The sequence below is a fragment of the Streptomyces sp. NPDC088252 genome, from assembly GCF_044740965.1.
In the GTDB taxonomy this organism is placed as follows: domain Bacteria; phylum Actinomycetota; class Actinomycetes; order Streptomycetales; family Streptomycetaceae; genus Streptomyces.
In genome coordinates this window covers 131085-157917 of sequence record NZ_JBIURS010000021.1, presented here as the reverse complement: position 1 = coordinate 157917, position 26833 = coordinate 131085, and the positions used below count along the sequence as shown (strand labels likewise).

Annotated in this window: 29 protein-coding genes and 2 pseudogenes; 13 read left to right on the top strand and 18 right to left on the bottom strand. The window is 71.2% G+C overall.

The window, feature by feature from the left end:
- Positions 1 to 128, bottom strand: a pseudogene (locus ACIOHC_RS33155) (electron transfer flavoprotein subunit beta); the annotation flags it as partial.
- Positions 129 to 273: 145 nt separating this feature from the next.
- Between ACIOHC_RS33155 and ACIOHC_RS33150 the strand changes: the two are divergent.
- The 4 genes from ACIOHC_RS33150 to ACIOHC_RS33135 all read left to right on the top strand — a co-directional run bounded on the left by ACIOHC_RS33150 (position 274) and on the right by ACIOHC_RS33135 (position 4718).
- Positions 274 to 945 (top strand): TetR family transcriptional regulator, encoded by a 672-nt coding sequence (locus tag ACIOHC_RS33150; protein WP_351087376.1) that lies wholly within the window; start codon positions 274 to 276, stop codon positions 943 to 945.
- A gap of 144 nt (positions 946 to 1089) precedes the next feature.
- Entirely contained in the window at positions 1090 to 1449 is a 360-nt protein-coding gene (locus tag ACIOHC_RS33145; protein ID WP_351087374.1) for a hypothetical protein, read from the top strand.
- A 482-nt stretch (positions 1450 to 1931) separates the two neighbouring features.
- On the top strand, positions 1932 to 3809 hold the full coding sequence (locus tag ACIOHC_RS33140) for a gamma-glutamyltransferase family protein (protein WP_401845183.1): 1878 nt from the start codon (positions 1932 to 1934) through the stop codon (positions 3807 to 3809).
- Positions 3810 to 3872: 63 nt separating this feature from the next.
- Positions 3873 to 4718, top strand: coding sequence for an inositol monophosphatase family protein (locus tag ACIOHC_RS33135; protein WP_351080527.1), 846 nt, complete (start codon positions 3873 to 3875; stop codon positions 4716 to 4718).
- Here the strand turns inward: ACIOHC_RS33135 and ACIOHC_RS33130 are convergent.
- Both ACIOHC_RS33130 and ACIOHC_RS33125 read right to left on the bottom strand, forming a co-directional pair.
- Positions 4654 to 4953, bottom strand: a pseudogene (locus tag ACIOHC_RS33130) (hypothetical protein); the annotation flags it as partial. The gene ACIOHC_RS33135 and the pseudogene ACIOHC_RS33130 sit on opposite strands and share 65 nt — an antisense overlap.
- Positions 4954 to 5049: 96 nt before the next feature.
- A complete protein-coding gene (locus tag ACIOHC_RS33125; protein ID WP_351080529.1) occupies positions 5050 to 5445 on the bottom strand; it encodes a VOC family protein in 396 nt (131 codons plus the stop codon).
- Between the two features lie 173 nt (positions 5446 to 5618).
- Between ACIOHC_RS33125 and ACIOHC_RS33120 the strand changes: the two genes are divergently transcribed.
- The gene (locus tag ACIOHC_RS33120) at positions 5619 to 7034 is read left to right on the top strand and encodes an NAD(P)/FAD-dependent oxidoreductase (protein ID WP_351080531.1); all 1416 of its coding nucleotides are present in this window, start codon (positions 5619 to 5621) and stop codon (positions 7032 to 7034) included.
- Between the two features lie 259 nt (positions 7035 to 7293).
- Positions 7294 to 8589 (top strand): hypothetical protein, encoded by a 1296-nt coding sequence (locus tag ACIOHC_RS33115; protein WP_401845180.1) that lies wholly within the window; start codon positions 7294 to 7296, stop codon positions 8587 to 8589.
- A 101-nt stretch (positions 8590 to 8690) separates the two neighbouring features.
- Here the strand turns inward: ACIOHC_RS33115 and rpsR are convergent, their stop codons facing one another.
- From rpsR to rpmG, 4 genes are all read right to left on the bottom strand, one after another.
- Positions 8691 to 8927, bottom strand: coding sequence for a 30S ribosomal protein S18 (gene rpsR, locus ACIOHC_RS33110; protein ID WP_351080535.1), 237 nt, complete (start codon positions 8925 to 8927; stop codon positions 8691 to 8693).
- Between the two features lie 65 nt (positions 8928 to 8992).
- Positions 8993 to 10147 (bottom strand): GTP-binding protein, encoded by a 1155-nt coding sequence (locus tag ACIOHC_RS33105; RefSeq protein ID WP_351080536.1) that lies wholly within the window; start codon positions 10145 to 10147, stop codon positions 8993 to 8995.
- On the bottom strand, positions 10147 to 10401 hold the full coding sequence (locus ACIOHC_RS33100) for a type B 50S ribosomal protein L31 (protein ID WP_351080537.1): 255 nt from the start codon (positions 10399 to 10401) through the stop codon (positions 10147 to 10149). Before ACIOHC_RS33100 ends, ACIOHC_RS33105 begins: the two co-directional genes overlap by 1 nt.
- A gap of 32 nt (positions 10402 to 10433) precedes the next feature.
- Complete coding sequence (gene rpmG, locus ACIOHC_RS33095) at positions 10434 to 10598, bottom strand: 50S ribosomal protein L33 (RefSeq protein ID WP_351080538.1); 165 nt, start codon at positions 10596 to 10598, stop codon at positions 10434 to 10436.
- Between the two features lie 67 nt (positions 10599 to 10665).
- On the opposite strand from rpmG, the gene rpmB reads away from it, so the two are divergent.
- Both rpmB and rpsN read left to right on the top strand, forming a co-directional pair.
- On the top strand, positions 10666 to 10902 hold the full coding sequence (gene rpmB, locus ACIOHC_RS33090) for a 50S ribosomal protein L28 (protein ID WP_365694596.1): 237 nt from the start codon (positions 10666 to 10668) through the stop codon (positions 10900 to 10902).
- Positions 10902 to 11207, top strand: coding sequence for a 30S ribosomal protein S14 (gene rpsN, locus ACIOHC_RS33085; protein WP_351080542.1), 306 nt, complete (start codon positions 10902 to 10904; stop codon positions 11205 to 11207). Before rpmB ends, rpsN begins: the two co-directional genes overlap by 1 nt.
- Positions 11208 to 11622: 415 nt before the next feature.
- Here rpsN and rpmF read toward each other — a convergent pair whose 3' ends face one another.
- Positions 11623 to 11793, bottom strand: coding sequence for a 50S ribosomal protein L32 (gene rpmF, locus ACIOHC_RS33080; RefSeq protein WP_401845176.1), 171 nt, complete (start codon positions 11791 to 11793; stop codon positions 11623 to 11625).
- 128 nt (positions 11794 to 11921) lie between these two features.
- The gene (locus tag ACIOHC_RS33075) at positions 11922 to 13127 is read right to left on the bottom strand and encodes a PstS family phosphate ABC transporter substrate-binding protein (RefSeq protein WP_401845174.1); all 1206 of its coding nucleotides are present in this window, start codon (positions 13125 to 13127) and stop codon (positions 11922 to 11924) included.
- 302 nt (positions 13128 to 13429) lie between these two features.
- Between ACIOHC_RS33075 and ACIOHC_RS33070 the strand changes: the two genes are divergently transcribed.
- Both ACIOHC_RS33070 and ACIOHC_RS33065 read left to right on the top strand, forming a co-directional pair.
- A complete protein-coding gene (locus ACIOHC_RS33070) occupies positions 13430 to 14902 on the top strand; it encodes an AlkA N-terminal domain-containing protein (RefSeq protein WP_351080548.1) in 1473 nt (490 codons plus the stop codon).
- A 20-nt stretch (positions 14903 to 14922) separates the two neighbouring features.
- Positions 14923 to 15447, top strand: coding sequence for a methylated-DNA--[protein]-cysteine S-methyltransferase (locus ACIOHC_RS33065; RefSeq protein ID WP_351080550.1), 525 nt, complete (start codon positions 14923 to 14925; stop codon positions 15445 to 15447).
- 144 nt (positions 15448 to 15591) lie between these two features.
- Here ACIOHC_RS33065 and ACIOHC_RS33060 read toward each other — a convergent pair whose 3' ends face one another.
- Positions 15592 to 16176 carry a TMEM165/GDT1 family protein gene (locus tag ACIOHC_RS33060; RefSeq protein ID WP_351080552.1) on the bottom strand — a complete coding sequence of 195 codons (585 nt, stop codon included), beginning with the start codon at positions 16174 to 16176 and terminating at the stop codon, positions 15592 to 15594.
- 336 nt (positions 16177 to 16512) lie between these two features.
- On the opposite strand from ACIOHC_RS33060, the gene ACIOHC_RS33055 reads away from it, so the two are divergent.
- Positions 16513 to 16917: a (2Fe-2S) ferredoxin domain-containing protein gene (locus ACIOHC_RS33055; protein WP_351080554.1), complete on the top strand. Its 405-nt coding sequence runs from the start codon at positions 16513 to 16515 to the stop codon at positions 16915 to 16917.
- Positions 16918 to 17015: 98 nt separating this feature from the next.
- Here the strand turns inward: ACIOHC_RS33055 and ACIOHC_RS33050 are convergent, their stop codons facing one another.
- The 3 genes from ACIOHC_RS33050 to ACIOHC_RS33040 all read right to left on the bottom strand — a co-directional run bounded on the left by ACIOHC_RS33050 (position 17016) and on the right by ACIOHC_RS33040 (position 19737).
- Positions 17016 to 17780 carry a Sir2 family NAD-dependent protein deacetylase gene (locus ACIOHC_RS33050; protein WP_351080556.1) on the bottom strand — a complete coding sequence of 255 codons (765 nt, stop codon included), beginning with the start codon at positions 17778 to 17780 and terminating at the stop codon, positions 17016 to 17018.
- A gap of 43 nt (positions 17781 to 17823) precedes the next feature.
- Entirely contained in the window at positions 17824 to 19050 is a 1227-nt protein-coding gene (locus tag ACIOHC_RS33045; RefSeq protein ID WP_351080558.1) for a hypothetical protein, read from the bottom strand.
- Positions 19051 to 19242: 192 nt separating this feature from the next.
- Positions 19243 to 19737, bottom strand: coding sequence for an NUDIX hydrolase (locus tag ACIOHC_RS33040; RefSeq protein WP_351080560.1), 495 nt, complete (start codon positions 19735 to 19737; stop codon positions 19243 to 19245).
- Between the two features lie 130 nt (positions 19738 to 19867).
- Here ACIOHC_RS33040 and ACIOHC_RS33035 point away from each other — a divergent pair, with 130 nt between their 5' ends.
- Entirely contained in the window at positions 19868 to 20983 is a 1116-nt protein-coding gene (locus ACIOHC_RS33035) for a glycerate kinase (RefSeq protein WP_351080562.1), read from the top strand.
- Positions 20984 to 21077: 94 nt separating this feature from the next.
- Here the strand turns inward: ACIOHC_RS33035 and ACIOHC_RS33030 are convergent, their stop codons facing one another.
- The 3 genes from ACIOHC_RS33030 to ACIOHC_RS33020 all read right to left on the bottom strand — a co-directional run bounded on the left by ACIOHC_RS33030 (position 21078) and on the right by ACIOHC_RS33020 (position 23738).
- The gene (locus ACIOHC_RS33030; RefSeq protein WP_351080564.1) at positions 21078 to 21608 is read right to left on the bottom strand and encodes an SRPBCC family protein; all 531 of its coding nucleotides are present in this window, start codon (positions 21606 to 21608) and stop codon (positions 21078 to 21080) included.
- A 129-nt stretch (positions 21609 to 21737) separates the two neighbouring features.
- The gene (locus tag ACIOHC_RS33025) at positions 21738 to 22673 is read right to left on the bottom strand and encodes an MASE1 domain-containing protein (RefSeq protein WP_351080566.1); all 936 of its coding nucleotides are present in this window, start codon (positions 22671 to 22673) and stop codon (positions 21738 to 21740) included.
- Between the two features lie 183 nt (positions 22674 to 22856).
- Complete coding sequence (locus tag ACIOHC_RS33020; RefSeq protein ID WP_389637599.1) at positions 22857 to 23738, bottom strand: PP2C family protein-serine/threonine phosphatase; 882 nt, start codon at positions 23736 to 23738, stop codon at positions 22857 to 22859.
- 261 nt (positions 23739 to 23999) lie between these two features.
- On the opposite strand from ACIOHC_RS33020, the gene ACIOHC_RS33015 reads away from it, so the two are divergent.
- Entirely contained in the window at positions 24000 to 25031 is a 1032-nt protein-coding gene (locus ACIOHC_RS33015) for a zinc-binding alcohol dehydrogenase family protein (RefSeq protein WP_401845170.1), read from the top strand.
- A gap of 242 nt (positions 25032 to 25273) precedes the next feature.
- On the opposite strand, the gene pssA is transcribed toward ACIOHC_RS33015, so the two are convergent.
- Entirely contained in the window at positions 25274 to 26131 is an 858-nt protein-coding gene (gene pssA, locus ACIOHC_RS33010; protein WP_351080570.1) for a CDP-diacylglycerol--serine O-phosphatidyltransferase, read from the bottom strand.
- Complete coding sequence (locus ACIOHC_RS33005; protein ID WP_351080572.1) at positions 26118 to 26765, bottom strand: phosphatidylserine decarboxylase; 648 nt, start codon at positions 26763 to 26765, stop codon at positions 26118 to 26120. Before ACIOHC_RS33005 ends, pssA begins: the two co-directional genes overlap by 14 nt.
- Positions 26766 to 26833 lie beyond the last annotated feature (68 nt).

Sequence of the window (26833 nt, the reverse complement as noted above, 5' to 3'; positions counted from 1 at the left end):
GCATACTCGTCCAGCTCCGACAACAGACCATCGACATCCTCACGGTCCACCGTCAGATCATCGGCGAAATGCCGGTCACCCGTGGCGTCGGGCACGTACTTCACACAGACAACGATCCTCAAGCTCACGCCGGCTCTCCTACCTGGGTGTGGGTCGTAGGGACGACCATATGGCACTCAGTACCCTCTGTAAAGGAACCTGGTGCCAAAAAGGGCTCTCCGGTGCTACGTTCCCCGCATGACTGACGCACGCAGACCACCGAAGAAGGCCCCCATGCGGGAGGTGCTCGCCGAGGCGGCCTTCGCGCTCTTCCTGGAGCGGGGTTTCGAACAGACCACGGTGGACGACATCGTGGCGCGGGCCGGGGTCGGGCGCCGGTCGTTCTTCCGGTACTTCCCCTCCAAGGAGGACGCGGTCTTCCCGGATCACGAGCGCTGCCTCGCCGACATGACCGAGTTCCTCGCGACGGTCGGTGACGTGGATCCGGTCGACGCGGTGTGCGACGCGGCCCGGCTCGTGCTGCGGATGTACTCCGCCAACCCGGAGTTCTCCGTCCAGCGCTACCGGCTCACCCGGGAGGTGCCCGGACTGCGCACGTACGAGCTGTCCGTGGTGCGCCGGTACGAGCAGACGCTGGCCGGTCATCTCCGCGGCCGGTACGGCGAGTCGGGGGACGGTGCGCTGCGGGCCGAGGTGATAGCCGCCTCCGTGGTCGCCGCACACAACAACGGGCTGCGGACCTGGCTGCGTTCGGGCGGCGAGGGGGACGCCGAGGCCGCGGTCGACCATGCCCTCGGACTGGTGCGCCAGGTGTGGGGGAGTGCGGCCGCCGCGGGCACGCCCATGCCGTCGTCCGAAGGTGACGTGGTGGTGATGGTTGCCGCGAAGGGTGCTCCGATGTGGCGCGTCGTGCAGCAGGTCGAGGCCGCCATCGGCCAGGAGTGAACCCGGGCGCACCATGATCTGGCACTGAGTGCCTTTACGAATCGACACTCAGTGCCCTATGGTGCGGACGCGCCGACGCGCAGCCGCGGCGCATCCGAGCCGAGCGCAGGGGGTCGAAACGTGTCCCAGTCATCAAGTGGCACCGTGCAGACGGTGCATGAGAAGGCCGGCCTGAACTACCACCGCTGCCGCTGGTGCGGCACGGCCTCCTTCCGGAGGCTGCTGTGTCCGGTGTGCGCGTCAAGTGATCTGAAGCCCGAACACAGCGCCGGACTGGGTGTCGTGGTGAGGTCCGGTGTCGTGCACCGCTACACGGAGGCGGCGCGCAACGAGTCCCTCGTCCGGCTCCCCGAGGGCTTTGTGTTCCGCTGCAGAGTCGTCGGCGCCGCACCGCATCTGGTGTCGGTCGGCGCGCAAGTGCGCCCGCTCGCCGACGACGATCAGGAGGCGGGAGAGGTCGTCTTCGAGCTCTGCGAACCGCCCCGGCGCGACGACTGGCTCTGAGCCGCCGCAACGGCCTGGTGCACGATGGCGAGCGGGCTCCCGGCGTCATACGACTCCGCCTCCGGCGTGGTCGTCGGTCGACGACGCTCCGCGTCGCCTCCCTCCTCCGCCTCGGATCCGAAGCCGCATGACGCCGCTCGCCGATCCACTCTCCATCGTGCACCAGGCCGTAAGTCCGGCCTGCGGGGCACCGCGGTCATGAACTGCGACGGCGCCGACGTCCGTCGTCGCGCGGGTGCCCCGAACAGCCGCTTTCCGGTGGGCCGTTGTCCGTTCTCCACCGACCGGTGCCGCGCGGAGGTGGCGGACCTGCGTGAACTGCCCGGCAGCCGAAAGGTTTCCCGCCATCTCGTCGAGGACGACGGCGCCGCCCCTCGGTGCGGCCGGCCGATGCCCGTACATTCGTTCCGGGCCGGCCCCGGCCCGGGACCCCTTCGAACCGCACTCCAGAACCCCGCACGCCGCAGCAAGGAGCCGCATCCGTGTTCACCACCCGGCCCACTCTCCAGGGCACGTTCGGCATGGTGTCCTCGACCCACTGGCTCGCCTCGCAGTCCGCGATGGCCGTCCTGGAGGACGGCGGCAACGCGTTCGACGCCGCCGTCGCCGCCGGGTTCGTCCTCCATGTCGTCGAACCCCACCTCAACGGGCCGGCCGGTGAGGTGCCGATGATCCTGGCGCCGAAGGACGGCGAGGTGCGGGTGCTGTGCGGCCAGGGCCCGGCCCCCGCCGGCGCCACCGTCGCGCACTACCGCTCCCTCGGCCTCGACCTGGTCCCCGGCACCGGACCGCTCGCCGCGGCCGTGCCGGGTGCCTTCGACGCCTGGATGCTGCTGCTGCGCGACCACGGCACCAAGTCCGTCGTCGAGGTGCTGCGCTACGCGATCGGGTACGCCGAGGACGGCCACGCACCCGTCGAACGGGTCGGTCAGACCGTCGAGACCGTCCGCGAACTCTTCGAGACCGAGTGGCGGTCCTCCGCCGACGTGTACCTGCCCGGTGGCAGGTCGCCGCAGCCGGGCCAACTGTTCCGCAACCCCGCACTCGCCGCCACCTGGCGCCGGCTGATCGCCGAGGCGGAGAAGGCCGGCGGCGAGGACCGCATCGCCCGGATCGACGCCGCACGCAAGACCTGGAGCGAGGGCTTCGTCGCCGAGGCCCTGGTCCGCCAGGCCGCCCGCCCCACCATGGACACCAGCGGCTCCCGCCGCACCGGCACCCTCACCGCCGGCGACCTGGCCGGCTGGTCCGCGTCCTACGAGGCGCCCGCCACGTACGACTGGAACGGGTGGACGCTCGCCAAGGCGGGCGGCTGGAGCCAGGGCCCCGCCTTCCTCCAGCAGCTCGCGCTGCTCCCCGCCGAGCTGCCGCGGTACGGCTCCGCCGAATACGTCCACCTGCTCATCGAGGGCTGCAAGCTCGCGATGGCCGACCGCGAGGCCTGGTACGGCGACGCGGCCGACGTACCCCTCGACACGCTGCTCTCCGAGCCCTACAACGCCGAACGCCGTGCCCTCATCACCGACCGGGCCTCGCGCGAACTGCGGCCCGGCAGCCCGGACGGCCGCACCCCCGTCCTCAGCGGACACGCCCACGCCGTCGCCGTCGGCGCAGCCGGGTTCGACGCCCTGGGCATCTCGACGGCGGGCGTCGGTGAACCGACGGTGGCGAAGAGCGGTCCCGGGGCCGGGGAGCCGACCGTCACGAAGACCCGCGCCGGAATCGGGGAGCCGACCGTCGACGCGAACGGTACGACCCGTGGCGACACCTGCCATGTCGACGTGGTCGACCGCTGGGGCAACATGGTCTCCGCCACCCCCAGCGGCGGCTGGCTGCAGTCCAACCCGGTCGTGCCGGAGCTCGGCTTCCCGCTCGGCACCCGCCTCCAGATGGCCTGGCTCGACGAGGGCCTGCCGAACTCCCTCACCCCCGGACGGCGCCCCCGCACCACCCTCACCCCGTCCCTCGCCCTGCGCGACGGCGAGCCGGTCATGGCGTTCGGCACCCCCGGCGGGGACCAGCAGGACCAGTGGCAGGTCCACTTCTTCCTGGCGGTCGCCCTGCGCGCCGAGGTCCGCGGCGGTCTCGACCTCCAGGGCGCCGTCGACGCCCCGAACTGGCACAACGACAGCTTCCCAGGCTCCTTCTTCCCGCGCGGGATGCGACCCGGCAGCGTCACCGTCGAGGAGCGCATGGACCCGGAGGTCGTCGCGGAGCTGCGCCGCCGCGGCCACGATGTCACCGTGGGCGACCCCTGGTCCGAGGGCCGGATGTGTGCCGTGGCCCGCGACCCCGGGACGGGAGTGCTCTCCGCGGCCGCGAACCCGCGCGGCATGCAGGGATACGCCGTCGGACGCTGACCGGTCACCTTCCCGCAATGACCAGGTCATCGGCCTCTCGGAGGGCCGTGCTTAGCTGGGGTCGTGATCGATGACTTTCTCGCTGAGAACACCTGGGACGCCGGACGCCGGACCGAGGTCGAGGCTGCGGTCCGCGCAGCGGCCGCCGCCGAGATCATGCCGCGCCACCGGCAGCTCGCCGCGCACGAGATCGTCGAGAAGAGCGGCCCGCACGACCTCGTCACCACCGCCGACCGCCTCGCCGAGGAACACCTCACCATGTCCCTGACCCGGCTCCTGCCCGGCTCGGTGGTCGTCGGCGAGGAGGCGGTCCACGCAGATCCGAAGGTGTACGACGCCCTGGGCGGCGACGCACCGGTGTGGATCGTCGACCCCGTCGACGGCACCCGCCAGTTCGTCCGGGGCGAAACGGGCTTCTGCACGCTGGTCGCCCTCGCCCACCGTGGCGAACTCCTCGCCTCCTGGACGTACGCGGCGGCACTCGACGACATGGCGGTCGCGATCCGCGGCCACGGCGCCACGCTCAACGGCAAGCCGATCCGTTCCGGCTCGCCCGCGCCCGGCGCCGTTCTGCGCGTGGCCATGTCCCACCCCGACTACACCACGGACGAGCAGAAGCGTGCCCTGCTCGGCCTGGGCGCCGAGGGCATCGACGCCCGCCCCTGCGGTTCGGCCGGTCTCGAATACCTCGCCGTCGCGCGCGGCGACCAGGACGCGGTCGCCTTCACCTGGGAGTACGCCTGGGACCACGCGGCGGGGCTGCTCCTGGTCACCGAGGCAGGCGGGGCCCAGGCCACGCTCTCCGGCGCCCCGTTCCGCATAGCCGGCCCAAACGCCATGCCGTTCACGGCGGCCCGCGACGCGGCGACCGCGGAACGCATCCTTCAGGCGCTGCGCGGCGAAGCCTGACCGGAGCGCCGAGAAGTTCCTGCGTCCATGCCCTGAGCCGGGCGCGGGCCCGCGGGGTGTAGGCCTGCTCAGGTGCGGACTTCTCCGTGAACCGGTCGAAGTATCTGCCGGTGACCTCCGACAGGGCAGGGTCGGTGATCAGCCGCACGGTGGGCCGTACGCCCTCCTCGACGGGGACGGCCGGCGTCAGCCCGTACTCGCGCACGGCCCGCGTGTCCATCAGGTGGGCCGGGTGAGGGACGAGTTCACCCCGCAGGAACGGGAAGACCTGCGGGGTCTGCTCGCCCGCTGTCTCACGGCCATCCAGCGGGACTGGGGATCCGGGGTACGGTCACACCGCGCCGTTGCCGTGCCCGACCAGGCAGAACGGATGCCCCGCCGGGTCCGCGTAGATCCGCCACGGCCGCCCCGACCCGGCGCCGTCGTCGAGGACCGTCGCTCCCGCCGCCACGACCTGGATCTGCGCCGCGTCCGGATCCGCGACACCGAAGTCCGGATGGAACTGCTGGGGGTGTGCCGGGTCCGGCCATCGAGGCGGCCGGTGGTCCGCCACCCGCTGGAAGGCGAGGACCGGCCCGGCAGCCGTGTGGAGCGTCGCCCACCCGTCACCCACCGCCCACCGCGCGTCCGGCCGATCGACCTCTCCGCCGAGCAGGTGGTGATAGAACCCGGCGAGGCGTACGGGATCGGGGCAGTCGAGCACCACGCACTGCAGTTCGGCGATCATGGCCGGACCCCCGGGTCCTGTTCCCGCGACGCGCGGTGCGGGCGGAGCGGACGGCAGGACGGCGAGGAAGGGGTCGTTGTGTTCATCGAGCGGCGACCCTACCCGCGACGTCGCTGTCGGTGCCTCGGAATATCCTGGGTGTCCTGGCCGTCGGCTGACGAAGGAGTCCGAAGGTGCCGTCGATGCTTGATGCCGTCGTCGTGGGGGCGGGGCCCAACGGACTGACCGCCGCGGCCGAACTGGCCCGCCGTGGCTTCGCCGTGGAGGTCTTCGAAGCGGCCGGGACGGTCGGGGGCGGTGCCCGCACCGAAGAGCTCACCCTCCCCGGCTTCCGTCACGACCCCTGTTCCGCGGTCCACCCGCTGGGCATCGGCTCGCCCGCGTTCGCCGGGATGCCGCTCGCCCGCCACGGCCTGGAATGGCTGCACCCCGAGCTGGCGCTCGCCCACCCCTTTCCGGACGGCTCGGCGGCCGTGCTCACCGGGTCGGTGGGGGAGAGCGCCATGTCGCTGGGCGCTCAGGACGCGGGGGCCTACCGCAGGCTCGTCGCCCCGTTCCTCGGCCACTGGGACACTCTCGCCGAGGACTTCCTGCGCACTCCGTGGGACGGGCTGCCCCGTGACCCGTACCGCTGGGTGCGCTTCGGTCTCGACGCGCTCCAGCCCGCGACGCTGCTCTCCCGCCGCTTCCGCGGCGCGAAGGCGCGCGGCCTGATCGCCGGGCTCGCCGCCCATGCCATAGCCCCCGTCAGCGGCGTGGCCACCGGAGGGATCGCCCTGCTGTTCGCCCTCGCCGCGCACGAGAAGGGCTGGCCGGTGCCGCGCGGCGGGTCGCAGGCCATCTCCGACGCCCTTGCCTCGTACATACGCGAACAGGGCGGCGCGATCCGAACCGGTACGGAGGTCAAGCGCCTCGACGAGCTCCCGCCCGCCCGCGCCTACGTCTTCGACACCTCGCCGACGGCACTCGCCCGTATCGCGGGGCTGGGCAACGCCTATCGCGGCTATCGGTACGGCGCGTCCTGTTTCAAGATCGACTACGCGCTCTCGGGCCCTGTCCCCTGGACCGCGGAGGAGGCCCGCCGGGCCGGAACGGTCCACGTCGGCCCCACGGCCGGTGAGATCGACGCCGCGCTGAGCGCCGCGGTGGCCGGCCGCGACCCCAGTGTCCCGTTCCTGATCACCGCTCAGCCCAGCCTGGCCGATCCGTCCCGCGCACCCGAGGGCCGTCATGTCTTCTGGGCCTACGGACATGTCCCGGCAGGCTGGGAAGGCGATGCCACCGACGTCATCGAGCGGCAACTGGAGCGCTTCGCTCCCGGCTTCCGCGACCTGGTGCTCGCCCGAGCGGTCGCGGGGCCGCCCCAACTGGCCCTGCGCAACGCCAATTACGTCGGCGGCGACATCGCGTGCGGAGCGTTCGCCGGGCTCCAGACGGTGATCCGGCCGAAGCTCGCACGCGTGCCGTACGCGACCGCGCACCCGGCGGTGTTCCTGTGCTCCTCGGCCACTCCGCCCGGCCCGGGGGTGCACGGCATGTCCGGCCATCACGCGGCGAAGGCGGTCTGGAGGCGCCTGCGGGCGGCCTGAGCATCGCAGGGCCCGGGTCGTCACAGCTCCGGGGCCGCCGTCCGGGGCGACCGGATGGCGGCCCACCGGAGTCGCGAGCCGTCCAGGGACGGGGCAACTCCGCGGGACGCAGCGGGATACGGGCCTCCGGCGGCCGGCCCCGAGCGTTGCTTCCCGGCCGACGCCTTTCTGCCGCGGTGAACGCCCGCCGTCCGCCGCCGCGAATGCCCGAGGCGCACGGTTGCGACAGCCGGTGCACGTCGGTGCCGGGGAGGAAGTGATGGTGCGCAGACCGGTCGACGGCGAGGTGCATGTGCACTACGGCCAGATCTACGTCGAGAGCGATCCGGACAGTTCCGGCCCCGACCTCGACGAGGCGTTCGCCGGCCAGACGGCGGGACTGTGCGGCGCCGCGATACCCGGCGCGCTGTGGCTGACCACCGGGCTGCACACGGGCGACGTGGGCTTCACCGTCGAAGTGCACGACCGGGTCCCGCCGCTGGATCCGGCGTGGGAGGACGTCGTGGAGGTGTCCTTCCGCCCGCTCTCGGTGGACAGCGCGCTCACGGAGTGGGCGGGCGAGGACGCCTGGGAGCTGGATCTGGAGATGACCGACTACCGGGTGCGGTACTGCGCCCAGGGGATGGACCGGGCATTTCAGCAGGACACCAGGCTGGACGAGGAACCACAGGTGGACCGGTACCTCCTGCAGTTCTGGCCCGCCCCGCCCGAAGCGGACCGCGTACTGCGGCAGAGCGCGGAGATAGCCGCCTACTGGCACGACCACGCCCGTCGGCAGCCATCGCCCGCCACGCCTGCCGAACGTGCCGAAAGCGAGTGTGCGGCCGCTCTCGCGCAGGAACGGGCCGACCGGGAACGGGAGCTCGCGTTCGAGCAGTGGGAGTGGGGCGGCAGACTCCCCGGCCAGGCCCTGCGCGAGGTCGGCGGCAACGTCTGCGGCCTGCTGGAATTCGACGCCGACCTGGTACACGCGATCGACGCGGCAGGCCCCGGAACCCAGCGCACGGTGGCCCTGCTCGCGGCCCGTCGCGCATGCGAGGCGGCTGGTCTCACCCGCCTCGACTGGATCACCGAGGCGCTCACCGCCCTCGCCGAAGGCCGCCCTCTGCCGGCTCCCTTCGACGATCCGGAACACGTGTGGCAGACGCTGGAGTCCGATCCGCGTGTTCCGAACGGGACGGTCGGCCGGGCCGTTCCACCCGTAAGGCCTCCCTTCCGGCCGCCCGCGGCCCCGGGCGCGTCCACGCCGGAATCGCAGCAGGCGTCATATGCGGTGACGGGCCCCGCAACCACGGCGACGTGGTCGACGGAACCGCTGGGGACGTCGAACCCTCCCGGCCCTGGATCCCGCACCCTGAGGGTCACTTTCGGCGTACCCGACCCGTCCCTGCGGATGTCGCAGCCGCACATGGCCGTTCCCGCGCTGCTCGGCGCCGCCGAAGCCGATCCGCTCCGCGCGGCTCTGGACGCGGTCTTCGCAGCCGTGGTCACGTACGGCGAGGACTATCCGGCACTCCTTCAGGACATCTGGTCCGTGTGCGCCGGACCTACGTGACCGTCACCGGGGTGATGCCTTCGGCCCGGGGGCGACTCCGTCGGACGCCGCGTGCGTCCGATGAGCGGGGAAGGCCCGCCGGACGTACGCGGCACGCGTGGTCATCGGTGGGCGTAGGGCAGCAGGGCCATCTCGCGCGCGTTCCTGATCGCCCGTGCGAGCTGCCGCTGCTGCTGGGCGGTCACCCGGGTCACGCGACGGCTGCGGATCTTGCCTCGGTCCGAGATGAACTTCCGCAGCAGGTCGGTGTCCTTGTAGTCGATGTAGGTGATCCCGGCCGTGTCCAGCGGATTGGGGCGGGACTTCGGCGGCTTGTGCGGGTCGGTGCGTCGTGCCATGTGCATTCCTTGGTGATTGATTTGCGGGAAGAGCGGCCGAAGAGCCGCACACAGCTGAAAGGTGGTCAGGAGACCGGGTCGAGGATCGAGTCGAAGGGGGCCGGAAGCCGCTTCCAGGCCTCGGGTCCCGCGGCGTATTCGGTGTCGGTGAGCAGACAGGATTCGAGGAGTCGCGTCAGCCCTTCGCGGTCGAGGCCCGGGGAGGTGAAGACGAGGTGCTGGCAGCGGTCGCCGTGCTCGGGGTCCCAGTCGAGCGACGCCGCCGCCCTGCGCATCGGGGGCACCAGGTCCCAGGCCGCGTCCGGCAGGGAGGCCAGCCACGGTCCGGCGTTCTCCACGCAGAGCGCACCACCGGCGGCGTCCCAGGCCAGCAAGGTGTCGGGACGGTCGGCGAGCCAGAACCGGCCACGGCTGCGTGCGGCCGCGCAGCACAGATCCTCCAGCGCCTGGTAGAGCCGTTCGGGGTGGAAGGGACGGCGGCGACGCCAGACGAGCGTGGCGACCCCGGCCTCGTCCGCCTCCTGCGGCAACAGGGCGCAGGCGGGGTGCTGGGCCGCAGCCGCCGTCTCCACGTCGAAGCCGGCGAAGGCCAGTTGGCCGAGTTCGCCCGAACCGGCTGGCACCTGGCGCGCGGTGGGGTGGAGCTGGGTGAGCAGCGCGCGGTCCTCGTCGTCGGCCGCTTCGCCGTCGACGAGAGCGAGTACGGGCGCGTACTCCAGCTGCCTCGCCCAGGTGTCACCCACGGTCCGCTGGTCGGTGGTGGCGGCGGCGAGCCCCGCCTCGGCCAGATCGTCACCGTTCCCCAGGCAGGGCAGCACGAGCGCGGGGTCGACGGCGGTCATGACATTGGTGAGTTCCAGTACGTGACCGCCGTGCGCGACGACGACCTCGGCCATCGCCCTGGGCTCGACGGAGTCCCACAGCTCGACGATCGCCAGCCTGGCCGTACCGCTTTCGGCCAGCCGCTCCAGCTCGGGGACCAGGTCCTCGCGCAGCGCACAGCAGGCGCAGTCGTTGACGAGCGGGGCGTCACCGCGGGACAGCTCGCCCGACGCGTCCCGCACGAGGCGCCGCACGATGCCTTCGGCGGCGGTGGCCAGATCGTGGTGGAGGGCGACGCTTCCGGGGACGGTGCGCAGGAGTCCCGTCACGACCTCCTTGCGGGCGTCGGAGTGGAGTCCGCCCACGATCACGACGGGCAACCGGGACCGGTCCCGCATCAGTTCGCCCCGCGGCGGCCGTAGCGGCGCTCGAACCGCTCGACGCGGCCGGCGGTGTCCAGCACGCGGGCGGTACCCGTGTAGAAGGGGTGGCTCGCGGAGGAGATCTCGACATCGACGACGGGGTAGGTGTTGCCGTCCTCCCACTCGACGGTCTTGTCGCTGGTCGCGGTGGAACGGGTGAGGAAGGCGGAGCCGGCGGCCTTGTCGCGGAAGACGACGGGACCGTACGGGGGATGGATTTTGGGCTTCATGAGGTGTCCTTCTGGCTCGGGCGGGGGATCGGTCAGCGTTCTTCGCGGAAGTCGACGTGCTTGCGGGCGACCGGGTCGTACTTGCGCAGAACCATGCGCTCGGGATCGTTCCGACGGTTCTTGCGGGTGACGTAGGTGTAGCCGGTCCCGGCGGGGGAGCGGAGCTTGACGACGGGGCGTAGTTCGTTGCGTGCCATGGGCGCTACTATATGGCAATGATTTCCATTTCCAATACGCGGTTCGCCGTGGGGAGCAGGTGACGCCATGTCCGCCCACTGCCAACTGACCGGCGCCCGGCCGGGGTTCGGCAACAACATCTCCCACTCGCATCGGCGCACCTCGCGTCGGTTCGACCCCAACATCCAGCACAAGAGGTACTGGTTGCCGAGTGAGGCCCGGAACGTCCGGCTGACGCTCAGTGCCAAGGCGATCAGGACGATCGACGACATCGGGATCGAGGCGGCCGTCGCCCGGATCCGTGCCAGGGGAGTGAAGGTCTGATGGCCAAGAAGAGCAAGATCGCGCAGAACGAGAAGCGCAGGGTGATCGTCGAGCGGTACGCCGCCCGTCGCGCCGAGTTGAAGGAGATCGCCCGTCGCCCGTCCTCGACGGATGCCGAGCGCCGCGCCGCTGTGGACGAGCTCCGGCGTCAGCCGCGCGACGCCAGCGCGACCCGGCTGCGAAACCGGGACGGCGTGGACGGGCGGCCGCGCGGACATCTGCGGAAGTTCGGTCTCTCCCGTGTGCGCATGCGTGAGCAGGCCCATGCGGGATTTCTCCCCGGAGTCACCAAGTCCTCCTGGTGAGGCGGCCGCCGGCAGGAGCGGCCGTTCGCGATCTCCGGCGGCAGAGGTGCGGCCTGCCTGTTGGAGTCGCCCTTCGGGTGCCGTTCGCGGCGCCGCCCCTGCTGCGGTGGCGAGCTGTGTGAAGGTGTGGCCACGCAGGGCCCTGGCGATGTGACATGGCGCGACTTTGACGATGTGACATGGCATGGCATCGAAGGTGTGACATGACGCAGCCCCGGTGGCCGAATCGGCTCGCCGGGGCTGCGTGTTTGTGTGCCTGTGCGGCCGCGGGGCTGTGGGTGCTGCGGCCCGTGTCGTACGTACCGGGTCGGGCGGTGCCGCGGCCGCGACCACTGCCCGACCCGGAGTTCTTTCAGGCCTGCGGTACGAGTTCGGGGTGCTCGTGCTCGCGGGCGGCCGGTCGTGCGTGAAGGGCTCAGCCCGCGGGGTGCAGAAGCCCGCGTTCGTAGGCCTTGGCCAGCCGCTGCGGTACGAGATGGGTGGCGCCGTCGACGGTGATCGGCGTCAGCTGTGCCGGTGCGGCCTTCCACTGGGCACGGCGGTGGCGGGTGTTGCTGCGGGACATCTTCCGCTTGGGGACGGCCATGTCGGTCTCCTGGTTCGATGGGCGGCTCCGCAAGTTACATGAAAATGGATCCCATTATCAAACTGCTGGTGTGTGCGGCTCCGGTCCGGGCGTGCGCGACCGTCCGGACCGGAGCCGCGGCAAGGGGGTCAGGGAGCCGCGTCGAGCACGTCGAGGCTGTCGCGCGTCTGCCCCGAGCGCAGCGGCAGGAATACCTGCTGCCCCGAAACCACCCGCTGGCCCTGCTTGCTGAGAATGAACCGGATCAGTTCCTCCATGACCGGGTCCAGCTGCTTCCCCGGCTTGTTGTTGACGTTGAAGTACGTGACCCGGCTCAGGGGGTACGCGGCCGAGGCGACGTTCTCGTAGGTGGGGGCGTATGCAGGGTCGCCGGCGTGGTCGCTCAGAGAGATGACCTCGACCGCCGAGTCGACGTAGGCCATCCCCGTGTATCCGATGGCGTAGGGGTCCTCGGAGACGGCCTTGGAGAGGTTGAAGACGGTCTTCTCCCAGTGCACCGCGGGATCGGCGGGAGTCGTGCCGTCCGCCGCTCCCGGGCGCCATTCGCCGCGTTCGCCGTCGTGGTCGAGCACCCGCTGGCGGACGAACTCCTCGAAGCCGTTCCACGGCTGAAGGCCCACGATGTGGACCGGCTTGTCGGCCCAGTCGCCGGTCGCGCCCAGATCGCCCCAGGTAGTGGCGGCCTCGCCGCCGCGGTTGCGGGTGGTGGACAGCATCGCGTCGAGCTGGTCGAGGGAGAGCTTGTCCACCGGGTTCTTCTTGTTGACCATGAACCCGACGGAGTCGAGGAAGCCGAAGTGCCGGTAGCTTCCGCCGGACATGGGGATGCTGAGCGGGTCGTAGCCGAAGGCGTCGTGGAAACCCTGGATGTCGGTCGGTCTGAGTTCACGCGACACGAAGACGCAGTCGAGCTTGCCCTTGATCAGCTCCAGGGCGCCGAGGCTTCCGGCGTAGGGCGGGTTCACGCTGATGTGGACCTTGGGATATTTCTTTTCGAATTCCTTGATCCACTTTTGCGAGAGGTCGGCGAGCACGTCCGAGGCGGCGCACTCGTAATCGCCACGCAACGAGTTCCGTGGACGGGTCCGGTAATTTCCGAGGCCGGTATCGAGCGTCGGCTGGAGGAGTTCGGGGGCGGGGAGGGGGCGGCCGTGCGTCTTGTTGTACTCGTCCTGTTCGGGGGTCTGCGGGGTCACCTTCTTCTGCGGTGCTACGGCCCAGGTCGTGAGGTTCTCGGCGTCGTTGTCGGTGGCGGCGAGGCTGGTGACGGATCCGGCTGCCGCGAGCGCGACGGCGGCGGCCGGTGCGGTTGCCGTGCGAGCCGTACGTTTCATCGATGGTCTCCCGGATGTGGGTCCGAAGGGCGTCCGGGGAGGAGCGCTCCGTACCCGGCTGCCTGTCCTGCGACGGCGACGGGAACGCCAGGGTCGCGTGCCGGGAGGGAGCCGGAAGGACGCTGGTAATGTTCATTGACCGCCCTTTTGATCATTCTGCTCAGGAGTGATCAGCGCTCCTTCGACTTCATTCGTGTCCATTCGTGTTCATTCGCGAGATGAATTCGAAGAGTTCCTGGCCATGGAAGGTTGATGTCGGATTTTCGCCAGCTCGCGGGTGGCCGGTGACCGATCCTTGGACCATGCATACCGACACCGAGCGCTGCGTGCGGGCCGTCCAGTCCAAGGACGCCCGCTTCGACGGCTGGTTCTTCACGGCGGTCCTGACCACTCGTATCTACTGCCGTCCCAGCTGCCCCGTCGTACCGCCCAAGGTCGAGAACATGACCTTCTACCCCAGCGCCGCCGCCTGCCAGCAGGCCGGATTCCGGGCCTGCAAGCGCTGTCGGCCCGACACCACCCCCGGCTCCCCGGAGTGGAACGCGCGCGCCGACTCCGTCGCCCGCGCGATGCGGCTGATCCGGGACGGTGTCGTCGACCGTGAGGGCGTCCCCGGACTCGCGGCCCGGCTGGGCTACTCCGCCCGGCAGATCGAGCGCCAATTGCTCGCCGAGCTGGGCGCCGGCCCGCTCGCCCTGGCCCGCGCGCAGCGCGCCCAGACCGCGCGGCTGCTCATCGAGACGACCGGGCTCCCCATGGCCGAGGTCGCCTTCGCCGCCGGGTTCTCCTCGATCCGCACCTTCAACGACACCGTCCGTGAGGTCTTCGCGCTCGCCCCGGGCGAACTGCGCAGCCGTGCCGCCAGGTCCACGACACCGTCGCCCACACCCGGCGTGATAGCGCTGCGGCTGCCGTACCGGGCCCCGCTCAACCCCACCAACCTCTTCGGCCACCTCGCCGCGACCGCGGTCCCCGGCGTCGAGGAGTGGCGCGACGGCGCCTACCGCCGCACGCTCACCCTCGGGCACGGACACGGCATCGTCGCCCTCACCCCGCACCCCGGCCACATCGGCTGCCGGCTCCTCCTCACCGATCCACGCGATCTCACCCTCGCGATCAGCCGCTGCCGCTGGCTGCTCGACCTGGACGCCGACCCGGTGGCCGTCGACGACCAACTGCGCTCCGATCCCTTGCTCGCCCCGCTGGTCGACAAGGCCCCGGGCCGACGGGTGCCGCGTACCGTCGACGGCGCGGAGTTCGCCGTACGGGCGGTGCTCGGCCAGCAGGTCTCGACCGCCGCCGCCCGGACCCACGCGGCCCGGCTTGTCGCCGCGCACGGCCTCCCGGTCGACGACCCGGAGGGCGGCCTCACCCATCTCTTCCCGACGCCCGAGGCCCTCGCCGGGCTCGACCCCGAACAGCTCGCCCTGCCGCGCAGCCGCCGCACCACCCTCACCACGCTGGTCACCGCACTCGCCGACGGCGGACTGCGGCTCGGCACCGACACCGACTGGGAGGGGGCGAGGGTCGAACTGGCCGCCCTGCCCGGCTTCGGCCCCTGGACCGTCGACGTGATCGCGATGCGGGCGCTCGGCGACCCGGACGCCTTCCTCCCCACCGATCTCGGCATCCGGCGCGCGGCCGAGGAACTCGGCCTCCCGTCGACGCCCGCGGCGCTCACCGCCCGTGCGGCCGCCTGGCGGCCCTGGCGGGCCTACGCGGTCCAGTATCTTTGGACCGTGGATGATCACCCCATCAACCACCTGCCCGTATGAGCAAGTTGGGAAGTCAACCCATGACGGCGACGCATACGCGCGAGGCGATCCGGCAGCACACGGTCGTCGACAGCCCGTACGGTCCGCTCACCCTCGTCGCCACCGACGGCGTCCTCGCGGGCCTCTACATGACCGACCAGCGGCACCGCCCGCCCGAGGAGACCTTCGGCGACCCCGACCCGCGCCCCTTCACGGAGACGATCCGCCAGCTGGACGCCTACTTCGCCGGGGAACTGCGCGAGTTCGACCTCCCACTGCATCTGGACGGCACCCCGTTCCAGCGCAGCGTATGGGCGCAGCTCCAGCTGATCCCGTACGGCGAGACCCGCTCGTACGGCGAACTGGCCGAGCTCCTCGGCAAACCCGGCGCCTCGCGTGCGGTGGGCCTCGCCAACGGCAAGAACCCGGTGGGCATCATCGTCCCCTGCCACCGGGTCATCGGCGCCTCGGGCAGCCTCACCGGCTACGGCGGCGGGCTCGACCGCAAGCAGCGGCTGCTGGCCTTCGAGAACGGCACACAGGACTCCACCCCGGCGCTCTTCTGACACCGTCGGCGCGTGACGCCGCCCACGCCGTGCGACGCCGCCCATGGAAAGAAACGCGAGGACGGGTCCGGAAACGCGAGGACGGGCTCGGAGGACCGAGCCCGTCCGGAGGCCGCTCGGGAGCGGACCGATGCGGCGAGGACGTCAGCCGATGAAGATCTCCACCAGGGTCCAGATCGCCAGTCCCAGCATGCAGAGCCCGCCGATCCGCTGCACCGTCTTGAGCGGCACCCGCTTCGCGATGAACTGCCCCGCGAGCAGCGCCAGTGCCGAGACGGACATCAGGGCGGCGGCGGACCCGATGGCCGTGGACCAGGTGCCGTTGCTCGCGGCCAGGTTGGCCGTGGTGATCTGGGTGAGGTCGCCCCACTCACTGATGAAGACAGCCATGAACGCGGTCGAGTAGACCGGCCAGAAGCCGGTCACCGTCTTGGTGCCGCCCTCGTCCTCGTCTTCGCCGCCGCCATTGCGCAGCAGCATGAACGCCCCGAACGCGAAGAGGGAAGCCGAGACGAGCTTGACGATCCAGTCGGGCAGCAGCCCGATCAGGCTGCCCGCCCCGACGGCGATGGCGACGTGCACGATGAACGCGGACGACGTACCGAACCAGACGTACAGCGGACGCATGCGGGTGCCCATGGCAAGCGACGCGAACATCGTCTTGTCGGGGAGTTCCGCGAGAAAGATCAGCCCGAAGGCGGTGAGGATCGCCAGGGGGTCGAGGTGCATTCCGGGTGGCTTTCTGTGAGAGCCGGGCCCCGGGCCTTCGCGAAGCGCCACTCGGGCTTTCGGAGGACCACTCGGCCCGGCATGACGTCAGCGCCCACGGGGCGCGGGCGTGTCATACCTGACCGAAGGTCTCGCCCGCCCGTACCGATCCACGAGCCCGGCCACCGGGAACCCGAGGGTTCCAGTGTGTCGACGACCGGTTTGCGGGGCTACTCCCCTTCGCAGCCGTCAACACTACCGCATCGGCCGACGACGCAGTGCAGGTGTTCGATCCGGAGGCGCGGATCGATACAGTCCCACGGTGATCATCCGCGCCCGCACCGGAAGTGTCCCCGCATGAGCCGCCGCGCCCGCAAGGCCGTTCCCGCCCAGGGCACGCCCCGGCCCACCGTCAGTGTCTGCCGCGGCTGCTGCTGCGGAACACCGAAGATCCCGGAACTGGACCACGCAGCTCAGCTAGCCGAGCTGCGCCGCACGCTCGGCGAAACGGCCACGGTCCGAGTCGTGCAGTGCCTGGACGCCTGTGAGCAGGCCGACGTCGTCGTCGTACAGCCCTCGGCACAGGGGCGCAGGGCGGGCGGCCGTCCCGTCTGGCTCGGGCTGGTCAACGACCAGGACGCCGTGCGGGAGATCGCCGCCTGGGTCGAGGCGGGCGGCCCCGGGCTGGTGGACCCGCCCGAGATCCTCGACCTGTACACGTTCCGTCCCTCGCGCCGCGTGCAGCAGGAACTCGATCACTGAGGGCTGTCCGACGGGCGACGAGGCGGTGCCCACCACTTCGTCGTCGGTGCTGCCGGTGCTGTGACGGGACGGGCGTCGCTCTTCGGCCGTACCGGCCCTCAGCCGGACGAGTCCGTTCCGCGGGGGCTCGCACTTGTGTCCGGAGCGGCGGTCAGCCGCTTCAGCAGTGCCGGCAGCGCCGTGCCGATGGGCTCGCGGATGGTCTCGTCGGCCAGTTCGTCGTACGGCGTGGGTTCCGCGTTCACGACGATCAGCCGCGCCCCGTTGTCCACCGCGATCCCCGCCAGCGAGGCGGCGGGCTGCACCTGCAGTGTCGTGCCGACCGCGATGAACACCTCGCACGCCCTGGCGATCGACATCGCCTCGCCGAGCACCACCGGATCGAGCCGCTCACCGAACATGACCGTCGCCGACTTCAGGATGCCTCCGCAGGCCGCGCACGGCGGGTCGGCCTCGCCCGCCTCGACCCGGGCCAGTGCCTCGGCCATCGGGGAGCGGGCACGGCAGCGGGTGCAGACCGTCTCGCGCGCGGTTCCGTGCAGTTCGAGGACCTTGCGGGCGGGGAGACCGGCGAGCTGATGCAGACCGTCGACGTTCTGGGTGATGACCCGCACCGGGGCGCCGGAGCGCTCCAGCTCCGCGACCGCGCGGTGGGCCGCGTTCGGCTCCGCGCCCCAGGTCGCGCTGGTACGGCGCAGCTGCCAGGAGCGGCGGCGGATCTCCGGATCGGCCATGTAGAAGTCGTACGTGACGAGCTTCTCGGCCTCCGGGTCCTTGCGCCAGAGCCCGTTGGGCCCGCGGTAGTCGGGGATGCCGGAGTCCGTGGAGATGCCGGCGCCGCTCAGGATCGCGACGAGAGTCATGGAGCGAGCCTATGCAGCACCGGCCATCACCTGCGAGGTCATTTCACCCGGTGCCGGATCCCGTGGGCTCGGCAGGATGCGGGACAGGGCTGAACGGCGAAGGGGTCCGGCCGGTCCAGGTGTTCAGCACGGCACGGGCGGTCTGCCTGGTGACGCCGCCGTCCTGGACCGTGCCGCTGCGCGCGACGTAGAACCGGCCGTCGTCGAGCGAGATGAGCCCGTACTGTCCGTACTGCCCCGGCGCCGGCCACCCGTAGGTGTCCGTCGCCGCGTCGTACGCCCCCGCACGCAGCAGGGGGAGCAGCAGACCGCGCTCCGGCTTCTGCTGCCCGCGGACGGCGCCGCGCACCGGCTTCCTCGCACCGTCCAGCGCGAAGACGGAGTAGTTGGGGAAGCCGGGCTTGGTGCCCTTGTAGACGGCCATCAGCCAGTTGCCGCTGTACCCGTCGTACTCCAGGTTCTGCACGCCGTACGTGGTGTTCCCGGTGTAGGCGAAGAACTTGCCGTCGACATGGGCGGGACCGCTGGTGTGCGGGGCGGACTCGGTCAGCGGGCGTTCGTACTTCTTCCACCGTGTGACGTCGTACTGGAGCAGCACCTGATGGTCGTTGTCCGTACGGCCGGCGTTGGCGTACACGCCGTACGCCACCGTCAGCCTGCGCTCGCCGCGACTGCCGCGCCGGTCGCCGAACGCCGGTCCGAACGCGACACCGTCGATGCCGCTGCAGCCGTACCGGTGGTCGGGTGTGTTGCCCGTGTCGCCGTCGAAGACGCCGTCGCCGTTCATGTCGGCGGTGAAGTCCTTCACGACCTCCTCGAGGTAGACGGTGGAGACGACCCCCGTGGACTGGGCGTCCATGTCCATCCGGGTGATGCGGTCGACGTCGAGGATCGCGATGTAGAAGGACTTCGCCTCCTTGTACTCCAGCGAGCCGTAGACCCTGCCGTCCTTCTCGTTGAAGTCCAGATCGCCGAGGTGGCCGGTGAAGCCGGTGACCGAGCCGACCGGCTTGCCCTTGAGGTCGGTCTTGACCAGCAGATTGGTCATCGAGAAGTACATGAAGCCCTTGCGGCGGTCGATGGCCATGCCCTGGACATGGCCCGACTGCCAGGCGCCGCCGTCGACCGACAGCGGCATTTCGCGGTGTGCGGCCGGAGCCGGGGCCGACTCCGCGGTGGCGGTCGACGCCGTGGCGACCACCGCCGTGCAGGCGAACGCTGCGACGATCGTGGCCAGCAGTCCGCCGAGGTGTCCCGTGTGCGTGCGCATGATCCCTCCGCTGTCGTGGAGTTCGGATGATGCCGGTCGAGCGTGCACTGCGGACCAATGACACATGAACGAGGGTGTCCGGCAGCAGACGACCGGACTATCAGTCGACGGCCCGTCAGGACAACGGGACACAACGGGAATACCGGCCGAATACGTCGGGCGATGCGTCTGGGAGGCGAGCGGGCCCGCAGCTCAGCCGGCGACCGGGCGGCCGTCCTCCAGTTCCACCGCGCCGCCGCCGGAGTCGAGCACGTCCAGTGCCGCCCTCAGACGCATCGCGAGACCGTCGCGCAGATAATGGCCGAGGGCGTCGCGCCCGACCAGCTCCCAGGACAGGAGTTCCTCCTCCTGCAGCCGGATCGCCTTCAGGGCGGCCTCGTCCAGCACTCCGCCGTCGTACAGATAGGCGGCGATGGGGGGCCGCTCCGGGCCGCGCGCCCAGTCGATCGCGAGCAGTCGTCCCGGCTTCAGGTCGAGACCGATCTCCTCGACCGTCTCGCGGTGCGCGGCCTGCCTGGGGCTCTCGCCGGTGTCGGACTCGACGGTCCCGCCGGGCAGCGCCCAGCCTTCCCGGTAGTTCGGCTCGACGAGCAGCACGTGCCCCCGGGCGTCCCGGAACACGGTGGCGGCGGCGGCCAGCACCCGGGGGAGCCCCGCGATGTAGGTGGCGTAGTCAGTGGTGGTCACGCGGGCAGCGTAGTGGGGAGGCGCCGGGGTGAGACGACTCTGGGCAGCGGGTATGCGCTGCGGATAGGGTCGGGGGCGGCGCGACTGCCTGTTCGAAAGCAAGGGATTCAAGGTGGCGGACGGAGCAGTGATGGAGACCGCACGCGTGCTCGTCGCGGCGGACAAGTTCAAGGGCTCGCTCACGGCCGTGCAGGTCGCGAAGCGGGTGACGGCCGGACTGCGGCGCGTCGTCCCCGATGTGGGCGTCGAGACCCTGCCCGTGGCGGACGGTGGCGACGGCACGGTGGCGGCGGCGGTGGCCGCAGGGTTCGAGCGCCGTGAGGCGCGGGTCACCGGGCCGCTCGGAGATCCGGTGACCGCGGCGTACGCGCTGCGCGACACCACCGCAGTGGTGGAGATGGCCGAGGCCTCCGGCCTCCAGCACCTCCCCGCAGGGACGTTCGCCCCGCTCACGGCCACGACGTACGGCTCCGGCGAACTGCTGGCCGCCGCGCTCGACGCGGGTGCCCGGACGATCGTGTTCGGTGTCGGTGGCAGCGCGACCACGGACGGCGGTGCGGGCATGCTGGCCGCGCTCGGGGCCCGTTTCCTGGACGCGGACGGCAAGCCCGTCGGTCCCGGTGGCGGCGGGCTCGCCGACCTGGCCGAGGCGGACCTGTCCGGCCTCGACCCGCGCATGGCCGACGTGGACCTCATCCTCGCCAGCGACGTCGACAACCCGCTGACGGGCCCGAAGGGCGCCCCGGAGGTGTACGGCCGGCAGAAGGGCGCGACGCAGGAGGACATCGCGACCCTCGACGCCGCGCTCGCCCACTACGCGTCCGTCCTCGGCCCGGAACACGCCGCGCTGCCCGGCGCGGGTGCGGCGGGCGGCATCGGCTACGGGGCGCTGGTCGCTCTCGGCGCCCGGTTCCGCCCCGGTATCGAGGTGATGCTCGACGTCCTCGGCTTCGCCCCGGCGCTGGCGCGGGCCACTCTGGTGATCACCGGGGAGGGATCGCTCGACGAGCAGACCCTCCACGGCAAGGCCCCGGCAGGCGTGGCCGCGGCTGCCCGCGCCGCGGGCATCGAGGTGGTGGCGGTCTGCGGCCGCCTCGCCCTGCCACCGGAAGCACTGACCGCCGCGGGTATCAGCCGCGCGTACGCGCTCAGCGACCTGGAACCGGACCCCGCGGTCTCCATGGCCCAGGCGGGCCCCCTGCTGGAACGTGCGTCGGAGGCGCTCGCGCGCGACTTCCTGCTGTAGCCCCTCCGGATCGCGACCCTCGGCCACCGGGCCCGTCCGGCGTTCGAGGGTCGCGATCCGGAGGAGACCTGGGGGCCGCCCCACTCCCACCGCATCAGCCCACGGAGGGCTCCGCATCCTGACCGCCGCTCGGCGCGGCGTCGGGACCCGCTCCGGCAGCCCCGTCACGTCCTTCGCCGGTGAGATCGCCATCGGTGAGCAGCTCCGCCAGACACCCGAGCTCCGACGGCAGATCACGACGCCACGCCATCGTCACGAACGGGGCAAGAATGATCATGCCGCCGTCCAGATGGGGCTTGACCGACACATCGACCATCGTTCCCCGGCGGCTCGGACTCAGCCGGAATTCGAGCTCCGGGGAGTGACGGCCCAGCGGGGTCCACATGCACGCCCCGCGGAAGGCCAGGTACTCGACGGGTGCGCTCGCGGTGCACGTGAGACGGTGCGCCCGGCGTCGGCCCGGAAACTTGCAGGTGTACGCGTCACCGAATTCCGTGCTGATCGGTCCCTCGATCACGTGATCTATGGTCGATGACCACACGGCCAGATTCCGCGGATCCCGGAGGAACGAGAAGATCTCGTCGGCGGGGCGGGGCACATGGACATTCGCAGACACACGGGGCATGGCTCCACCTCTTACGGCGCCCGTCCGCCCGAGTGTCGGCGTCCGGTTGCCTTCGTCGCGGTGCCGTTCGACCATCAGCCTGCGTCGGATCGCGGGTGCGCGCACCCTTCGCACGGCCGATCGAGTGATTCAGATGTCCTGTCGTGCCACTTTCTCGGAGAGTTGCGCACAGAGTCGCTTGATTTCCTGGTAGGTGCGGTTCCGCTCGGTGACGACCGCCGCGAGCAGCAGAGCCATGAGCGAGATGGCTCCGTTGAAAGCCTGGAGCGTGATCATGTTGGTGAGCAGACTGCGATGGGCGAAGGGGCCGGTCATCCGTCCGGCGGCGAGGATCGCGATGAGGGACACGCCCAGCGCGCAGCACGCGGCGCCGGCCCGCTCGAAGCGGAAGGCGGCCCAGATCAGGATGGGGAACACGAGAAAGAGCAGGGAGGCGCGGGTGTCGGTCGTCACGCCGGTGACGATCACCGCGCACGCCACCAGGGCTGCCGCCTCGGCCCATCTGGGCAGGCCGGCGCCGCGCGGCCACCGGAACCTTCGCACGACGAGCAGGAACGGCGTGACGACCATGACGCCCATGGCGTCGCCCGTCCACCACACCGACCACGTCGGCCAGAACCCACCGGGCCGGAGCGCCCCCGACAGGACCAGGGTGGCGGTGCCCACGGTCGAGCTGATCAGCATGCCGCCCAGCGCACCGAGGAAGACCAGCGACAGCGCGTCCCGCAGACGGTCGAGATCGTTGTGGAAGCCGGCCCGGCGCAGCATCAGGTAGGAGCAGAGCGGAGCAAGGGTGTTTCCGGCCGCGATGACCAGTACGGGAACTACGGAAGGCCCGAGGAAGATGTTGACGGCGAGGGCGCCGATCGCGATTCCGGGCCAGACCCGCACACCGAACAGGAGCAGTGCCGCGACCGCGATCCCGGTCGGCGGCCACAGGGGCGTGACCTGCCCGCGCACCAGTTGCTGGAGCAGTCCCAGGCGGCCCGTCGCGTAGTAGCAGACGGCCACCGCCACGAACGTCAGGACCGTGGCCGTGTGCTGCCGGAACCGTGCGTTGTCCACCACAGCAGCATCAGACACCAGGCCGAGGCGTCCCGAGCGGTCAGGCGCGCCGACGCCACGCCGATGGAGCGGACGGAACGCGTGACGTCATGGGCACGCCCCCGGTCCGACGTGCGGAGGGCGGCCACCGAACCGGCGAACGGGGCACCTGGGCGTACTCGCCGCCGGGGCCCGTCCGGTGGATCACGGACGCGGGTGCGGCCCCGGTCCGCCGGACAGGTCACGGGCGGCGCCCGGTGTGCCGTCGCAGCGGATGACGAGAACGGCGGCGTCGTCCTCATGACCGGTCAGGTCCGCCACCTGGATCACCCTCGAAGCCAGCTCCTCGGGATCGCTCCCGTCCGCCGAGGCGATCAGCCCGGAGACGGCGGCCAGCCCCTCGTCCATCGGGTAGGCGGGGCCTTCCACGACGCCGTCCGTGACCAGGACCAGATATCCGGGCTGCACCAGCCGCCGACGCGTCACGGGGTACTGCTGGCCGGGCAGTATCCCGAGGGGCACCCCGCCGGCGTCCAGGGAGACGCCCGAGTCGCCCGAGTCGGTGCCCCAGATGATCGGGACGTGCCCGGCACGGGCGATGGAGAGCTCGCCGCTCCCCGGGACCATGCTCAGCAGACAGCAGGTCGTGAACAGGTCACAGCCCAGCGAGATCAGCAGGTCGTTGGCGCAGGCCAGCACTTCCCCGGGGTCGACCGTGACGCTGGCGAGGGCCCGGAGACTGGCACGGGCCTCGCCCATGAAGGCGGCGGCCTCCACCCCGTGCCCCTGCACATCACCGATCGCGATCCCCGCCACCCCGTCCTTCATCGCGAACGCGTCGTAGAAGTCACCGCCGACGGCCAGACCGTCCTGCGAGGGCGTGTAACGGGCCGCGATCCGGATACCGGGGAATTGCGGCAGCTCGGCCGGGAGCATGTGCCGCTGCAGCGCTATGCCCAGCTCCGCGCGGGCCCGCTGGATCCTGATGTTCTCCAGCGCCTGATCGACCAGACGCCCGAGGGTGACGAGGAGCTCCTGGGTATTGTCCGGTGCGCTGCGGTGTCGGTGCATGACGTCCCTGGGCATCTGGGTGTGCCCCTGATGAAACCTTACGGCCTGGTGCACGACAGCGAGCGGGCCCCCGGCGTCACGTGACTCCGCCTTTGGCGTTGTCGTCGGTCGACGATGCTCCGCGTCGCCTCCCTCCTCCGCCTCGGATCCGAAGCCGCATGACGCCGCTCGCTGGTCCACTCTCCCTCGTGCACCGGGCCGTCAGCCCTCCTGCCGTCGGGTGCAGGCCGGCGACAGGAGGTTGCCGCCCCGGCGCCGCCGCCGCAGGCTGGATGTGTGGCAGTCTCCGCGTCCGTCCCGGCCGAGCAGAGCGTCTGGGCCGTCCGTACACCCGGTCCGATCGGCACCGGGCCCCTGACACACGTACGTCGCAGGGTGCCCGATCCCGGTCCGGGAGAGCTGTTGCTGAACGTCGAGGCGTGCGGTGTCTGCCGCACGGACCTCCATCTGGCCGAGGGCGACCTCCTTCCGCACCGTCCGTCCACGGTCCCCGGCCACGAGATCGTCGGCCGGGTGGCGGCGGTCGGCGACGGGACCGGCCTGTTCCGTGTCGGTGAGCGGGTGGGCGGGGCCTGGCTGCGCGGAACCTGCGGACGCTGCCGGTACTGCCGCGGCGGCCGGGAGAATCTCTGCCCGTGGTCCAGCTATACGGGGTGGGACGCGGACGGCGGCTTCGCCGACACCACGCTGGTCCCGGAGGCGTTCGCCTACCGGCTTCCGGAGGATCAGGACGCCGCCCGGCTCGCACCGCTCCTCTGCGCGGGGATCATCGGTTACCGCTCGCTCCGGCGCAGCGCACTGCCGGAGGGCGGGCGGCTCGGGATCTACGGATTCGGCGCGTCGGCCCACCTCGCGGCCCAGGTGGCCCTTGCCGAGGGCGCCACCGTCCATGTGCTCACCCGCTCGCTGGCGGCGCGTGCGCTGGCTCTGGAGCTCGGCGCCGCGTCGGCGGGCGGTGCCTACGACCGCCCGCCGGAGCCCCTGGACTCGGCCATCCTGTTCGCACCCGTCGGTGACCTGGTGCCGGTGGCGATGGAGGCACTGGACAGGTCGGGCACCCTGGCCATCGCCGGGATCCATCTGTCGGACATTCCCGTGCTGAACTACCAGCGCCATCTGTTCCAGGAGCGCAGTCTGCGCAGCGTCACCTCCAACACCCGTGAGGACGGCCGCGCATTCCTCGCCCTGGCCCGACGCGTGGGCATCCGCGCCACGGTGAGCACCTACCCGCTGAGCAGCGCGGACCGGGCGCTGAACGATCTGGCGGCCGACCGCGTGAACGGGGCCGCCGTGCTCGTACCCGGGTGATGAGCGGGGTGGCGAACGACGGGGGCCCTGTCCGCGGATCGCCGGCATCCGACCGCGCACCGTCGCATCGTCTCACCGGCGACGACGGTGTGGTGGTGCCCGTCGGCCGCCCGTCGGCCGTCCGCGGACCGGACCCACGGCACGCGACCCACGCCGTCCGCGGGACGGCCCCGGCAAGACGGAAGGGCCCCGGGTGCTGGGGAACACCCGGGGCCCTTCCGTACGCGTTTGCTTCTGTGCCGCTACGGCAGCTGAGCGGTCCGTGCCTCACGCCGGTTGCCGCGGAAGGTGTTCACCCGCCGTGCTGTCGCGAAGAGCGGGATGACCGCTCCCAGGACCACCTGGAGCGCACAGCCGGTCTGGAGGAGCAGCTGACCGCCGGGGGCGTCGAACGCCCAGGCGGCGAGGAGCCCCATCGCGGCCACGATCCAGCTGAGCATGGCCACCGCGAGGACGCCCCGCGGCTTCGGGTACTCGACCCGGCTGACCATCAGCCACGCCACTCCGACGATCGCGAGCAGCGTCGGCACGAAAGGCAGCTCCAGGAGCACGATCGAGACGACCGTGAGCGCTCCGAAGGGGCTCGGCATGCCCTGGAACATGCCGTCCTTCATGGTCACGCAGGAGAATCTGGCAAGCCTCAGCACCACCGCCAGCAGCACCACGATCGCCGCCAGCGCCGACACCCGCTGGTGTGCGTCGTCGGCGACCATGCCGTAGACGAGGACGAAGTACGCAGGGGCCAGCCCGAAGCTGATCAGGTCCGAGAGGTTGTCCAGCTCGGCGCCCATCGGCGAGGAGCGCAGCTTGCGCGCCACGAGCCCGTCGAAGAGGTCGAACACCGCGGCGAGGAGCATCAGTATCACTGCGGTGGCCGCGGAGTGCCGGGCCATGCCGCTCTCGTCGCTGCCCGTGAGGTGCGGGATGAGGATTCCGGTGGTGGTGAAGTACACCGCCATGAAACCGCAGGTGGCGTTGCCGAGAGTGAGGGTGTCCGCTATCGACAGCCGCAGAGAGAGCGGCATGTCCTCGCCGGCGTCCTCCTCGGACTCCGCCTCCGGCACCCAGCCGGCCTGTGTGTCGGGATCAATCACGGTCAATTCGAGTCACCCCCGCGGTAGTGGCCTGGCCGACCTCGACCGCGACATCGATACCTTCCGGAAGGTAGATGTCGACCCGGGAACCGAAACGGATCAGACCGATGCGCTCGCCCTGTTCCACCTTCGTGCCCTGCGGGACGTAGGGGACGATACGACGGGCGACCGCACCCGCGATCTGCACCATCTCGATGTCACCGAGTTCGGTGTCGAAGTGCCAGACAACGCGCTCGTTGTTCTCGCTCTCCTTGTTGAACGCCGGGACGAAACCACCGGGGACGTGCTCGACCGAGGTCACCGTGCCGGCCAGGGGCGCACGGTTGACGTGGACATTCAGCGGGCTCATGAAGATCGCGACGCGGGTGCGTCCGTCCTTCCAGGGCATGATGCTCTGCACCACGCCGTCGGCCGGCGAAATGACCCGGCCCTGGGTGATCTCACGCTCGGGGTCGCGGAAGAACCACAGCATGCCCGCCGCGAGCGCGGTGGTGGGCACGGCCACCGCGGCCCAGCGTCCGGACTTGCGGGCCCGGGTGAGGCTGAGTGCCGCGGTGGCGACAGTCGGGAGGAGCCACGGCGAAGCTCCGCGCGCAAGGCGGACTCCGCCGCGTGGTGCAGAGGTTTGGCTGTCGGGCATGGATGACCTTCGTAGCGGATGATGCCGCGCTGGCAACGGGGGACGGCGGCTTTTCCGGCGATGTTATC